The sequence below is a fragment of the Nitrospira sp. Kam-Ns4a genome, assembly GCF_965152595.1.
The window spans coordinates 1975376-1988352 of record NZ_OZ224218.1 but is presented as its reverse complement, the minus strand read 5'-3'; the positions used below and the strand labels follow the sequence as shown (position 1 = coordinate 1988352).

16 protein-coding genes are annotated in these 12977 nt (G+C 67.0%); 7 read left to right on the top strand and 9 right to left on the bottom strand.

Annotated features, from left to right (window positions below):
• Positions 1–100 precede the first annotated feature (100 nt).
• The 4 genes from ACWHYQ_RS09930 to ACWHYQ_RS09915 form a co-directional block, all read right to left on the bottom strand.
• On the bottom strand, positions 101–1657 hold the full coding sequence (locus ACWHYQ_RS09930) for an N-6 DNA methylase (protein WP_447971971.1): 1557 nt from the start codon (positions 1655–1657) through the stop codon (positions 101–103).
• A complete protein-coding gene (locus ACWHYQ_RS09925; protein WP_447971970.1) occupies positions 1617–2558 on the bottom strand; it encodes an AccI family restriction endonuclease in 942 nt (313 codons plus the stop codon). Before ACWHYQ_RS09925 ends, ACWHYQ_RS09930 begins: the two co-directional genes overlap by 41 nt.
• Positions 2559–2655: 97 nt before the next feature.
• Entirely contained in the window at positions 2656–3501 is an 846-nt protein-coding gene (locus ACWHYQ_RS09920; protein WP_447971969.1) for a TIR domain-containing protein, read from the bottom strand.
• 445 nt (positions 3502–3946) lie between these two features.
• Positions 3947–4303 carry a thermonuclease family protein gene (locus ACWHYQ_RS09915; protein ID WP_447971968.1) on the bottom strand — a complete coding sequence of 119 codons (357 nt, stop codon included), beginning with the start codon at positions 4301–4303 and terminating at the stop codon, positions 3947–3949.
• Between the two features lie 938 nt (positions 4304–5241).
• Here ACWHYQ_RS09915 and ACWHYQ_RS09910 point away from each other — a divergent pair.
• Together ACWHYQ_RS09910 and ACWHYQ_RS09905 are read left to right on the top strand one after the other, a co-directional pair.
• Positions 5242–5472, top strand: a complete 231-nt coding sequence (locus tag ACWHYQ_RS09910) for a hypothetical protein (protein WP_447971967.1) — start codon at positions 5242–5244, stop codon at positions 5470–5472.
• 177 nt (positions 5473–5649) lie between these two features.
• The gene (locus tag ACWHYQ_RS09905) at positions 5650–6441 is read left to right on the top strand and encodes a DUF1295 domain-containing protein (RefSeq protein ID WP_447971966.1); all 792 of its coding nucleotides are present in this window, start codon (positions 5650–5652) and stop codon (positions 6439–6441) included.
• Positions 6442–6582: 141 nt separating this feature from the next.
• On the opposite strand, the gene ACWHYQ_RS09900 is transcribed toward ACWHYQ_RS09905, so the two are convergent.
• The 3 genes from ACWHYQ_RS09900 to ACWHYQ_RS09890 are packed head-to-tail and all read right to left on the bottom strand — an operon-like array spanning position 6583 to position 8161.
• Complete coding sequence (locus ACWHYQ_RS09900) at positions 6583–7080, bottom strand: hypothetical protein (RefSeq protein WP_447971965.1); 498 nt, start codon at positions 7078–7080, stop codon at positions 6583–6585.
• A 14-nt stretch (positions 7081–7094) separates the two neighbouring features.
• Positions 7095–7589: a hypothetical protein gene (locus ACWHYQ_RS09895; RefSeq protein ID WP_447971964.1), complete on the bottom strand. Its 495-nt coding sequence runs from the start codon at positions 7587–7589 to the stop codon at positions 7095–7097.
• Positions 7590–7633: 44 nt separating this feature from the next.
• The gene (locus ACWHYQ_RS09890) at positions 7634–8161 is read right to left on the bottom strand and encodes a hypothetical protein (protein ID WP_447971963.1); all 528 of its coding nucleotides are present in this window, start codon (positions 8159–8161) and stop codon (positions 7634–7636) included.
• A 203-nt stretch (positions 8162–8364) separates the two neighbouring features.
• On the opposite strand from ACWHYQ_RS09890, the gene ACWHYQ_RS09885 reads away from it, so the two are divergent.
• The 3 genes from ACWHYQ_RS09885 (at position 8365) to ACWHYQ_RS09875 (ending at position 11294) form a co-directional block, all read left to right on the top strand.
• The gene (locus ACWHYQ_RS09885) at positions 8365–9096 is read left to right on the top strand and encodes an alpha/beta hydrolase (protein WP_447971962.1); all 732 of its coding nucleotides are present in this window, start codon (positions 8365–8367) and stop codon (positions 9094–9096) included.
• 6 nt (positions 9097–9102) lie between these two features.
• Positions 9103–9636, top strand: a complete 534-nt coding sequence (locus tag ACWHYQ_RS09880) for a thermonuclease family protein (protein WP_447971961.1) — start codon at positions 9103–9105, stop codon at positions 9634–9636.
• Between the two features lie 284 nt (positions 9637–9920).
• Positions 9921–11294: an APC family permease gene (locus tag ACWHYQ_RS09875; RefSeq protein WP_447971960.1), complete on the top strand. Its 1374-nt coding sequence runs from the start codon at positions 9921–9923 to the stop codon at positions 11292–11294.
• Positions 11295–11305: 11 nt separating this feature from the next.
• Here the strand turns inward: ACWHYQ_RS09875 and ACWHYQ_RS09870 are convergent, their stop codons facing one another.
• On the bottom strand, positions 11306–11476 hold the full coding sequence (locus tag ACWHYQ_RS09870; RefSeq protein ID WP_447971959.1) for a hypothetical protein: 171 nt from the start codon (positions 11474–11476) through the stop codon (positions 11306–11308).
• Between the two features lie 293 nt (positions 11477–11769).
• Between ACWHYQ_RS09870 and ACWHYQ_RS09865 the strand changes: the two genes are divergently transcribed.
• Together ACWHYQ_RS09865 and ACWHYQ_RS09860 are read left to right on the top strand one after the other, a co-directional pair.
• A complete protein-coding gene (locus ACWHYQ_RS09865) occupies positions 11770–11955 on the top strand; it encodes a hypothetical protein (RefSeq protein ID WP_447971958.1) in 186 nt (61 codons plus the stop codon).
• 126 nt (positions 11956–12081) lie between these two features.
• Positions 12082–12552: a hypothetical protein gene (locus ACWHYQ_RS09860; protein ID WP_447971957.1), complete on the top strand. Its 471-nt coding sequence runs from the start codon at positions 12082–12084 to the stop codon at positions 12550–12552.
• A gap of 40 nt (positions 12553–12592) precedes the next feature.
• Here ACWHYQ_RS09860 and smbP read toward each other — a convergent pair whose 3' ends face one another.
• Positions 12593–12973, bottom strand: a complete 381-nt coding sequence (smbP, locus tag ACWHYQ_RS09855; protein ID WP_447971956.1) for a small metal-binding protein SmbP — start codon at positions 12971–12973, stop codon at positions 12593–12595.
• Positions 12974–12977 lie beyond the last annotated feature (4 nt).

Sequence of the window (12977 nt, the reverse complement as noted above, 5' to 3'; positions counted from 1 at the left end):
CGCCGACCGCTGCAGGCTGTTGTTGGGCGGCAACGAATACTTGGTGCCGATTCGCTCACGCGAACGGCAAAAGGCAAGGGCATCAATGAGGAGACGCAGGTCAGCCAGCAGGAGCCGTGGCCCATTGCAATGGTAGAGCCGCTTGGATGGAGCGCAATGGTAATTGCAGTTGAGACTTACTAACGACATCCTCCGGCAAGGGAAGGCGCTCAAGTGCTCGGGGTTCCACCTTAATACAGCCGGAGCCATAGGACTTGCCAACGAGCGACAGGTTCTTCAGCGTCGCGGGGTCATTGAGTACGGACCATAGCCTCTCTAGAAAGGCCGGGTCGTCTGACCGGGGGTAGACACACAGGAACCCGGTGAGTGGTACCACGTTTGCCAGGTTCCTCACGAACCGAGCATTCCGGCGACCGAGGTAGGCAAACAGGATAGGCGGAGCCTTTCTCACCTCCATCTTGTACCAGGGCCGCCGGGACGCAATGAGTGGCCGCTCAGCAAGCCCCTTCCGCTCGCCCACCTCCAGATACCGCCGCACGGTCGCTGGGAAACGATCGAGTGGGCGACCGTCCGGGCAGAACAGCAGTGTTGGCCGGTCCGAACTATCGAGCGCCGCCAAGAGCTGCTCGTCAATCACATCGCCCGGCACGTCCCGCGTGCGGCCGATCGCCCGCACCAGGAAGGTTCGCGGAATCGCCAGGGCTTGGACCTGCTTTTGCGTCAGGAAGAAGAAGTCATTCGCCCCAGTGGCGATGCCCCGCAGGACTGTCGCGAAATCCACAAGCGAGGGGCCTGCCGGTGTAACCTCGCGTGGAGGCCGCGACAGGCCAGTGGTCAACCCTTCAGCCAATTTGCGCCGGTGGACGACGAGGCCGCGTGTGGGGCGATACCGAAACTGGGAGAGCGTCCAACGCTTCAGCGCATCGGTACCCGCCTCGGTGCAGCGAGCCCACAGGAACTCCGGCGCCGGTGCCGTCCGACGAATCATGAAGATCAGCGCGTTCGTGTCTACCCTCGGGAACGGCGAGGCTTCGGCGTCGAAGGTCACCACGGCGTCAATCCGGTAGTGCCGGCTCACCCATTCCCAGAGGATAGGAGCAAACACGCCTTCGCAGGTGTCAGCCGGCATGATGAAAGCGAGCCGCCCCCGCTCGGGGTCGAGGAGTTGCAATGCACGGAGTAGGAAGTAGACGTGGATGCCGGCTCGCCCATCGAGGGGGCGACCGACCGTAAGCATCCCAAAGCTCCGCAGCTTGGCCTTCAGTGGCGGCGGGAGCCGGTGATGGCGAATGTAGGGCGGATTGGCGACGATTGCCTCGAAGCGACCCGGCGGAGGATCCACGACGAAGTCTCTTAGCTCCACCAGCCCGAGGTCGGTCTCCGAAAGACCGCGCGCCCGTGCCTCGTTCAATGTTCTGGGGTCCACCTCGGTACCCAGGAGCCGACACTTGCGACCGAGGTCTTGGCCTACAATCTTGGCGGCTCGGAAGAAGGCGCCGCCCCCGACCGCGGGGTCAAAGATGGTCTCGGCGCCACCTGCAAGTACATAGCCCACCATTGCCTCCGCGACCCAGTCCGGGGTCCAAAACTGCCCCTTCTCTCGCAGGGCTTCGCGCTCAGGGCCACTTGGAGGGAGCTTCTGGGGCTGTCTCATCATCGCGGCTTTCCCGGATTCCGGCGTGCGAGGGTGTCGAGCATACCCAGAGCCTCACGGGACAACGCCAGCTTCCCGCCTTGGAACCTGACGTAGGGCAGGATGTGACCGTTCTTGTCAGTGATGCGCGCAGCGACGAGCGCTGGCTCCTCGACGCCTTCGCCCAAGGGGTAGGCGTGATGGAAATCCCAAACGCTATGTCGTAGAAGACGTGCCAGATATGGACGGGAACGCCGTGGGTGCGTTGCCACTCGCTGAGCGGCCTGCGGTCCTCCTCCTTCAGAATGACCGTAGGAACCACAGCGGTTTTTTTGAGGCCAGGTTTCCCGCGAAGCCTCCGCTGCGGTGTGAGTTGGGCCCCATAGTTGGGCATCTGCTTCGCCCGCCATAGGCTGTTCTCGCATTCTGTCGCTACGACTGCCCGAGCGATGAGCTCCGCCATTCGTGGATCGCTTTCGCGCGTGAATGGCAGCTCCTTCAGACCTCCTAGATCCTTGACGAGCCTCTCGACTTTGGTCCTGTCGGCTGCCCGCACTATCAGCAAGTCCGGCCGCTTCATCTTCCCGAGGCCCGCCTTCTCCAGGCGCTCAAAGTAAAGCTCGAACTCTCTGACATCGCCTTCCGGAGCCGTGCCGCTCGGGCCATAGGGCAACGCAAAGTACCGGCCGGTATCGTTCACAGCCTGAACGATACGCTCCTCACTCCATTGGCCTTGCGACCAGCGCATCAGGAAGTCGCTACCGCGCAGCCGGCGGGGGTTTAGGACGTATTCTGCCCATGGAACAAGGCTCGTTCCTGAGAAGAGGAACTCGATCTCCTCCGTCGGGACGCTCAGCGCAGATTCGAACAGAGATGAACCGCTCCAGTCCCCTGCACGGAGACGCGCCCTTGCACAGTTCCTCATGCTAACTCCCCAGCTGATCCTGTGGCCGCCCAACGCCTAGCATCAGCGGCGGCGCGGAGCGCCGTCCGCTGCATGCCGATGTTAGACGCCTGTGCCATCATAGAGCCTTGTTCATGTCGACGGGGAGGCCCGCTGCTTTCAGCTCCTTGGCGAGATTGATCCTCCATCCACCGCCACAGTCCAGTTTCACATACAGAACGCCGGAGTAGTCGGATGGGATCTCGACTCCTTCCACGTACAAGGCACATACACGTGAACGACCAAGGCGACCCAGGAAGTACCCCAACTCGAGGATTACGTTCTGGCGCGCACGCGGACGCTGCGAGTCACCAGGCGCATCGACGAAGCCACCCTTGTCATCGGGCGTCAGAAGAACGATGGCAAAGCCAACATTCGTGTAGTCCTCGAACTTCTCGATGATCGTGCGGCCCTTGTTCGGTTGCTCCCGGAGGATGATCACGTCCTGGTCCAGCTGCTCAAGGAACCGTGCAACCTCGTGCGACGCCGCCTCGTCATGACCGTGCACCAAGAAGACGCGATGACCAGCTGGCTGCGCTGCCTCAGTCCTGGCTATCGCACCGCTGCCGCGGAGCTGCAACTCCGTGCCGAGTAACTCAACCAAGCCTTCAAGGCGCGTGAGCTGCGTCACGAGACTCTTGGCCCGGTGGTTTTCCCAGAAACCCTCCCCGGCGTTCGTCGAGGGAAAAGCTCCGTACTTCCCGACGTCCATGACACTGCTCACATTCGGGGAGTTCCTTCCGAATGCCTTCTCAAGGTAGTTCCGAGTGAGCAACTCCCATTGGTCGTATGCGTCGCGGGCCAGCGGCCGACTCTGGAGCAACACCCGTCCCTTCTCAATCTGAGACTCCAGCAGCCGCTTCCCGGTAGCGGGATCCACCTCGGGCTCGCCCGGCGGCTCAGGACCTCGGCGTTTCCGTTCCATTTGATTGGTGCTGCTCCTTGTGCGTCTAACTATGGATTATCTGGTTCTGTAAAAGACCCCGGATGGGTCCGATGGCAGTATAAGCTCCCGTCGGGTTCCCCGCAATAGAGCTGCGCAAAACTAGCCTATGAGATATGGCTTTTCCTCGACGGAGCCTTGTCCGTGGGGATCTGATCTGGTTCCGCATAAGCCCCCCTGGTCAGTCCTGGCTTAGCGCGAGTCTACCGGACTTCGCACACCTTTGCCGCCCCGATTCAACACGTGGGCATAACTCATCACCTCCACCGGCTCCCCGGCAAAGAGGGCCAGCAGGGCCGCGATCGCACCATCGGTGTGGGGAACCGTCCAATACTTCTCCCCCTGATGCCAACGGCGACCGACGACCCGGAAGACACAGGCTTGCGAGCGACGAGGGACGAGCAACGAGAGGCGCGGCGTCGGGCCGTCACCGCCTCCCTGGCTTCTCGTGGCCTTCGAGTTTCATGGTCTCGGCGACGCTGTTCTGATCCACGTATACGTAGGCGACGAGCCGGCCATAGGCGTCCACCGCGTCCGGCACCATCATGACCTGCCCCTCGTGCAGGAGCTCGTCGAGCCGCTTCATCGCCTCGAAGCCGCCGGGCTCCAGCAGCTCGGGCGCGTCGAAACCCTTGATGCGGATCTTCTGGCTTCCGTAGACGAAAGTATCGCCGTCCAGCACGCGGATGCGCGCCCGATCGAGCACCTGGGCCCGCTCGTCGTCGAGCAGGGCAAAGAAGCCTGCCCAGGGACCCGCTTCGAGGCTGCCGGACCTCCGCCGCAAGAGCGTCCACGGCGAACGATGCACGCCGGATCGCAGGCTGGAACATGGTTGGCGGATCGCGGGGCCTGGCAGCTCTTTGACCGAGAGCCTCGCGCAGGGTCTGAGCGCTCTCCGGGGCACGACGGCCCGGCCACGTGCGATCGTGCGTGCTCCGGCCGGCGGGGACGCCGGCTTCACGCTGGGCGCCGGCTGGGCAGATTTGCCGCCGGCTGGCCGCGATGCGCCTGCGCCCGCATGTCCCGGAGCCGGTGTTCCGAGGATGATGGCCAAGGCGACGGCAAGCGCGATGAGAAGGCGACGGTTGGTTTCCATGGGGGGCTCCTTTGCGGCTGTCCACGGGCTCCACCTGTTGGAGCCACATCAACGGCAACGAAGCTGTGCAAGAGCCGTGCGCGCGCAGCAGGTCCGTGAGGGGCTTCGATCAGGTGGGGGAATGAGGGCGGTTGGGTGGAGAACACAAAAAAAGGCCCGCTCCTGTGTCGAGGACGGGCCGGTCAAGCTCGTGGGGAGAGGCAACCGGACATCGCCTTGTCCGATGTCCCGCATCTGCTGTAAGCCTGCGGCCTTCGTCGGTCGTGCCTATCGACACCTGGCGGCAGATGCGCACCTTCGGTTCTCTCCGGAGTCGCCCAGCGTCACTCCTCGGTTGGTTTCACAGGAGCGGGCCACCCTTGTCCGGTGGCGTCATGGCTGGCGTCATCACCTCCCTTCGCAACGTGTGCACGAAACAGCTTTACCATGCGCCCTCTCGCCTGATTAGTCAAGGGGGAGAAAGCAGCCTTCTCTCGGCCCCACCTCGCATGATCCGTGCCACGCCGCCGGTCGCTGGAGCTCCCCGCCGGGCAGCCGGCGGAGTTGGTTGACAAAGGAAAAAGTCGCGTGCTGAAATGGTCGCCTAGCGCGCGAAATTCCTGCGGAAGTCGTCACAGGGGGACGCCATGGACATGTTCGGCAAGGTGGGACTGGTCGAGATTCCGGTGCTGATCTCGCCGGATCAGAAAGAATGGCTCGACCGGATGATTAAGGAAGGCAAGATCGCGATTCCGCCCGGCGGCACGTTGGAGAAGGGATCGCTCTACTCGATGTTTATCCGGATGCTGCTTCACAATGCGATGGAGGAGCAGCGGCGGCAGGAAGCCCTCGAGGCCAACGAGGACGACGACGAGTAAGGGGCCGGCACTTCTTTCTCCGCACTTCCCTCCGTATCCTGCCCGGTACGTCTGTATTCCCGCAGATACGGGTGCCCGCGTTGGGGGCGAGTTGGCGGTCGGGGTTGACGCGCTGCTGAGACGGGCCGGGGAGGCAGCCGGCGCGCGCGGCGTGACGCGCGACTGCAGAACTGCTCCATGACCCCCCTTACGCTGGTCGTCTGGGCATGGGGCGGCTGCGCCCTGTTGCTGGCGGCCCTGTGGCTGGTCCAGTACAGGCAGGCGAACGCCGGCTGGGTGGACATTGGCTGGTGCGTCGGGCTGATCGGCGTCCTCCTGCTCTACGCGCTGGGGACCTACGGGGAGCCAGCGCGCCGCCTCCTGCTCGCGGCGCTGATCGCCGGCTATGCCCTCCCCCTGGGCCTCTACCTCTATCAGGAGCGGGTGCATCGCCGCTCGGAAGACCACCGCTACCAGTCGCTCCGGATCGCCTGGGGCACGCGCGCCCCGCTCTACTTCTTCCTCTTGTTTCAAGCCCAGGCCGCCGGCATCATCCTGTTCTCGCTCCCCTTGCTGCGCCTCATGCAGAACCCCCGGCCAACCTTCAGCCTGTGGGAGCTGGCGGGCCTGCCGATCTGGCTAGCGGCGGTGTGGGGCGAGACCTCGGCCAATCGGCAGCTCGCGCGGTTTCGCGCCGACCCGGCCAACCGGGGCCGGACCTGCCGGGAGGGGCTCTGGCGGTACTCCCGCCACCCGAACTACTTCTTCGAGTGGCTCCATTGGTGCGCCTACGTCGTCATGGGCATTGGGGTCCCCGGCGGCCTGCTGACGCTCATCAATCCGGTCATCATGCTGGTCTTCCTCTTGAAGATCTCCGGCATCCCGCTCGCCGAGGCGCAGGCGCTCGCCACCCGCGGCGAGGACTATCGCCGCTACCAGCGGGCCACCAGCGCGTTCGTGCCCTGGTTCCCGAACAGGGAGAGCCGGTAGCCTGCTCCCGCCCTGTCTACGGATCGCCGCTACGGATCGGCGTGGATCTCCTCTGCTATACGCCCAAGGAGTACGAGCACAAGCGCCGGGCACTAGGCCTCGTCCGCACCGCGAGCATCCGACGCCCCGGCACGCGCAGGGCTAGCACCTGGGCCCGCTAGCATTCGTGTAGCGGATCGCGAGCCCCTTGAGCGAGCGCACGGCCTGGTCGTAGGGCACCGCCATGCTTCCATAGCCCATGCCGAACCCGTAGGGGTCGTACATCCAGCCGCCGTACCCCCACCCCATCGGATAGGCCCACGGCCCGACCATCGGGGAGGAGTAGGCCACCTGATGCCGGATCTCCTTCTCCGGCTTGGCGAACAGCACGGCGTCCGCGCCGAGCTGGGCTGCCTTCTTGAGGATTTTCGCCTGCATGGCGTCGTAGCTGTCCGTGCTCTCCTCGATGATCAGCTCCGCGAGTTGGATGTGCGGGCATGTGGGGACACGATCGAGCACCTCGACTTCGTCGGTGGAGGCCTTGGGGGGAAAGGTCTCGTTCGTCATCCGGATCATGTCCACGCTCGTGCAGGCGGTCAGCGCCGCGCAGAGCAGCGCCTCCGCCGCGAGCTGCCCCGGCCGGTCCTGCCGCCGTCTCATGGACGCCCCGCCGGTCACCGGAAATGCCGTTCGATCAGCCGGGCCTCGGCCTGGAGCCGCTTGCGCTCCAGCTCGTGCCGCTGCGCCCGGAAGTCCTCCAGGGCGCTCTCGAACTCGCGCTCGTGCTTTGTCCATTCGTCGAGGATCTGCGCCTTCTGCTCGGGCTGCTCCTTGACGCGCTGGAGCTGGCGCTCCGCGTAGCGCAGGTGGTCCCGCTGGAGGAGCCACTGCTGCTGGTGCATCTCCCACCCGGTGATGTCCAGGGCCCGGATCTCGCGGATGATTGGATCCTCATGGTCCGCCATCTCCTTGAGCGTCGCGATCCGCTTGGACAGCCCCGCGAGGTTGGATTCCAACTGGCTTAGGTGCGCGTGCAGCATCCCTAGCATGGGGTCGGCCGGATGGGCCGGATGGGCCGGCTGCGCCGAGCCGGCGCCGGGCGCGCTCGCGCAGCCCTGGACGGCCAGGACAATTACCGCACCGACAACGGCCAGCCATCGTTCACGCATAACGACTCCTTTTCTATTGCCTTCTGGCGCGGCGCGGGGCGACCTCAGGGCCATCCCATGGCCGCGCCCGGCAGATACCGGATCGCCAGCCCGGATTTGTAATTCAGATAGTCCACGCGGTCTGCCCCCTGCACATACGTCCAAGGATCGAAGAAGAAGGGCACGCCGCTCCCCAGCCCGCCGAAGAGCGAGCTTTGCACGTCGGGCGCGTTGGTGGACATGTATCCCTGACTCGTGTTCGGACCCTCGAGCACGTCCATCTTGCCCATGATGACGGCATCCGCACCCAGCCGGCGGGCGGACTCGAGGATCTTCGCGTCCAGGTCGTCCTCGTCGCCGTACTCGCTCGTCGCGATAAGCCGGGCCAGCTTCACGTGCGGCCGCGCCGGCTCGGCGTCCAGCGCCTCCACCACGAAGCCCTTGGGTCGCTCGGGATAACGGTGGCCCGAGAGCGGCTCGACGCGCACGGAGGCGCCGCAGCCGACCAGCAAGCCGGCTGCGATCAGGACCGTCCACCATCGCGCATACCGAGAGGGCTGTGGCGCGCCGCCGTCACGCCGAGGGTGGATCATTGCGCTCCTGAAGAATCGCTGGTGAACCGGGGACGCGGCGGGGACCTCGTAGGATCGCGGTGGCCTGGCTCACGCGCGCCGTTATAGTATGGCCGTCCCGCCGGGTCAAGCGCAAAATCGCCGGGCCGACGGGCGCGGGCCCCTGGGATCCATTGCCCCGTGGCTGGACTTCCCGGAAGCCGCTCCGGTACGATCCCTGCGCGATGGCGCAGACGATCCACCACCTCGGCGGCTTGCGGGCCAGGCTCACCGGCGGGACGGACGGCCAGGGAGGCGGCGATGGGCCCCTGGTCGTGCTCCTGCACGGGTTCGGTGCGCCCGGCGACGATCTCGTCCCGCTCGCGCCGTTGCTGGAGGCGCCGGCCGGCACCCGGTTTCTGTTCCCCGAAGGACCGCTCGCACTCGCCACGGGGCTCGCCGAAGCACGTGCCTGGTGGCTGCTCGACCTCGAGCGGCTGAACCGCGACGTCGCGGCCGGGCGGGCGCGCGACTATACCCGCGCCGTGCCCGCGGGCCTCGCCCCGGCCCGCGAGCGCCTGCTTGCATTGCTGCAGGAGGCGGAGCGCCGCCTCGCCGCGCCCCCGGAGCGGACGGTGCTCGGCGGGTTCTCCCAGGGCGCCATGCTCGCCTGCGACGCCGCGCTGCGCAGCGACCGCAAGCTGGCCGGCCTCGCGCTCCTGTCCGGCACGCTCATTGCCGACGAAGAGTGGCGCCCGCTCATGCCCCGGCGGCGCGGGCTCCGCGTCTTTCAGAGCCACGGCCGGAGCGACCCGATCCTGCCGTTCTTCCTGGCCGAGCAGCTCCGCGACCGGCTCGCGCAGGCCGGCCTCGTCGTGGACTGGGTCAGCTTCCAGGGGGCGCATGAGATTCCGCCGGTGGTCCTCGCCCGGCTCGGCGCCTTCCTGCGCGTGGCGCTCGGCCCGCAGCGGGGGTGACCGCCGATGGCACGACGCCCGATCGTGATCGTCCTGAGCCTGGCGCTCGCGGCCTGCGCCGCCCCGCCCCTGCCGGCGCCCCCAGCCCCGCTCACTCCACCGGGCACCTTCTCCGGCAGGGTAGTCGCAGTGACGGACGGCGACCACCTGACCGTGCTCCGCAACGGCGTCGAGCAGCCGGTCCGCTTGAGCGGGGTGGACTGCCCCGAGATCGGGCAGGCGTTTGGGAAGCGGGCGCGGCAAGGGGTCTTTAGCCTGGCGGCCGGCCAGGAGGTCGGCGTCAAGGACGAGGGGCGCGATCAGGCCGGAGCGATCCACGGCATCGTGACGCTCCCCGACGGACGCAACCTCAACCGGGAGCTGGTCCGCGCCGGCCTCTGCTGGTGGGAGCGCACCTACGCGGGCGACGGCAGCCTGCCGATCCTCGAAGCGGAGGCCCACGCGGCCCGGCGCGGGCTCTGGGCCGATCGCGAGCCGATCCCGCCCTGGAAGTGGCGGGCGCTGAAAGTCAAGCCTAAGGTGCGCACGAAGGACGAATGACGACCGAGCCCGGCGCCGCGGTGGACGGCGCCGCGCCGCCGGGGTATCCTGCTGCCCGGCGCCACCGGTAAGGACCGCGCCAGGTATCTGCCTGGAGCAGACCGGGGTGCCGGCGTGCCGGGCGAGGCTTTCTTTCAAGGAGCCGAGGGGGCACGCTTCATCCGGTTCTGCTTCGCCAAGACGGACGCGGACTCGAGGAAGCCGTCCGCCGGATCGAGCGGCTGGGGTGAGCTCGGGATCGCCGGTGCGACCCGGCCGCCCCGCTCGGCGTGCATTCGGAGCCGATGAGGCGCGAGGCCAGCGAGACGACCAGCGGCGCGGCCCCCCGGGTGGGCTGGTTCACCGCCGCCTGCGTCCTGGTCAGCAACGTCATCGGTAGCGGCATCTTCAGCACCACCGGCTTCCTCGCGCGCGATCTCGGCGACCCGGTGCTCGTCCTCTCTCTCTGGCTCCTCGGCGGCCTGCTCGCCTTGGCCGGCGCGATGGCCTATGGGGAGCTCGGAGCCGCCATGCCGCAGGCCGGCGGCGATTACATCTATCTGCGCGAGGCCTACGGGCCGCTGGCCGCGTTCCTCAGCGGGTGGGCGTCGTTCACCGTCGGATTCGGCGCGGCCATGGCGGCCGCCGCCATGAGCTTCGCCTCGTATTTCCTGCGGATCGTCCCCGTGGCTGAGGACGGCGGCTTGGCCGCCAAGGGCCTGGCGGTCGCCCTGGTCTGGATCCTCGCGGCGGTCCACGTCGCCGGGGTCGGCCCCGGCGGGCTCGTCCAGCGGGTGCTCACCTCGGCGAAGGTGACGGCAATCCTTCTGCTGGTCATCGGCGGCCTGGCCTTCGGCCAGGGGAGCTGGAGCCATCTCGCGGCCGACGACGCGGCGCCCGCGCCGGGCGTCGGGGCGGTCGTCGTCTCGCTGATCTTCATCCTCTACGCCTACACCGGGTGGAATGTCGCCGGCTACATCGCCGGGGAGATCGCCGAGCCGCGCCGCGCGCTCCCGCGGATCATGATCGGCGGGACGCTCTTCGTTACCGGGATTTACCTCGTGCTGAACCTCCTCTATTTTTACGCCCTCCCCGTCGCCGAGCTCACGGCGCCGCCCGTGCTCCCCGTGGCGGAGAAGGCGGCGGCCGCCCTGCTGGGCCGGACAGGCGCGCTCCTGATCGCCGGGATGCTCTGCATCTCGATCGCCGGGGCGGTCAGCGCGATGGCCTGGGCCGGGCCCCGCGTGTACCTGGCCATGGCCCAGGACGGGCTGCTCCCCCAGGTCTTCTCCGAGACGGGACGCACGACCGGCGTGCCCGGCAACGCGATCCTGCTCCAGGCGGCCTGGACGACGGTGCTGATCCTGTCGGGGACCTTCGAGCAGCTCGTGATCTACAGCGGAGTGATCCTGGCGAGCTTTAGCGCGCTGGCGGTCGGGGCGGTGTTCGTGCTCCGGCGGCACCGGCCCCACCTGCCTCGGCCCTACCGGGTGCCCGGTTACCCGGTCACGCCCGCGCTGTTCGTCGCCGCCTGCGCCGTGATCGTCGGCGACGGCCTCGTCGAGCGCCCCAGTGAGGCAGCGCTGGCCGCGGCGACGATCCTGGCGGGGGTGCCGCTCTACCTACTCTGGGGCCGGAGGGCGCAAGCCGGCTCATCCGCCAGCCAGACGCCCTCTTGAGCGACCGGCCGTCAGGTACGCGGTCGGCGCGGGCTGGCGCCCGCTGAGAGGAGCTCCCGATTCCGGCGGATGAGGTCGTCCATGATCCAGCCGCAGTTGATGCAGCGCCAGAGGCAGGCGTCGTCCAGCGAGTCGAAGAACCATTCCGAGACCATCAATCCGTGACACCTGGGACATGGCATGGCGGTTCGCCTCCTTGCTCGGCGGGAACTGCGCGGGCCGGGAGCCATCGGCTCTGCCCCGATCGAGTGCCCGGCCTCGTTGGCGACGTACCGTAGCAGCGCAGGATGAACGGCGGGTTAACGGGAGATTAAAAGTTTCTTATCGGAGCGGGGCAAGAGCCCCTGCCGGCGAGGGACCTGCAAGGCCGCGTCGAATCACGTGGATCGGCGCCCGACGCCGAGCAGGCTCAGGTTGAGGGGCGGACGCGCCGATACATCCGGGGAATGGACTGCATGCAAGGCGCTGTCATCCCGTGGAGATGCAATTTCTGAATCGGCCGGCCCTGGACGCCTTCCTGGAGTGGCGGAGCGGGATTCTCGTCACCCCGACGAGGACCGTTCGGCTGACGGTGGAGCACAAGCAGGAGGCCGCCTGGTTCTTCGCCGCCCCGGTGCTGTTCCTGGAATTTCGGCTCGGCGACGGACCGCCGAGCCTGTAGCGGGCGCTCCCATGCCTCCAGGCACCCTGCCCCCGCCGCTCCGGTTTTTCCCAAGGGCGCCTCCCAACTTCGCATTTGCTTTCCGCTCTGGGTTTTCCTACCATAGGGGCCGGCTCGGGGACCGGCATGTCGGCCATCACTGAAGACGAAGTCCGTCAGCTCATTCACCAATGGGGACGCCTTCACGACGAGCACGCCCCGCTGTCGGCCTTCATCCCCATCATCGCCGAGGAAGGATTCGAGATCAGGTTCGGCGAGGACGTCTGGCAGGGCTACGCCGGGCTCGAGGCCCACCAGGAGCTGAAGCGGCAGTTCTTCGACGAGGCGCACATCTACCAGTGGATTGACGTCAAGACCGCAGGCGATCAGGCGGAAGCCAAGTCCGTCATGCAATGGGAGGCGAGCATCCGGGAGCCCCCCGCCCCGCGGAGCACGCGCATCAAGGCCGTGCTCCATCACTCCTGGCTCATCAAGCGGTCACCGCGAACCGGGAAGCCCGTGATCGCGCGCACCGTCGTGGACTCGTTCAAGTACGTGCCAGGCTTCGAGCCGGCTCCGCCGAAGAAGCCGACGCCCCACCTCGCTCCACCGAAGTGACGCGGCTCCATCTCCTCCGCGCCACCCTCGTCCGGACCGGTTAATACCCGCACCCAGACGAGACCTCAGGGGCACCCGGCGCGACCGGGGTGAGGTGAATCAGCGCCTGTTCCGCCGCCGTCGTGGCCTGTTCCGTGCGCCCCTGCTTCGCGTGGGTGATGGCGTCCTTCAGCAGGCGGACGACCTCGTCGAGGTGCAGATTCGCCGCGTTCCCCCTAGCCAGCTCGACATGCTTAAGCGCCTCCTTCGCCTGGGTGGCCAGCGCGTCGGGGTAGCCCTGCTTCCCCTGCGCCACCGCCGCCTGCACATGGGTGATCGCCTCGGTGAGATGTTGGCTCTGCGCCACCGCCGCCGAGCCGGTGACGGCCAGGATCCCCACCGTGAGTCCGAATAGGCTCATCAACCTTGCTTTGCGGTCCATGCGC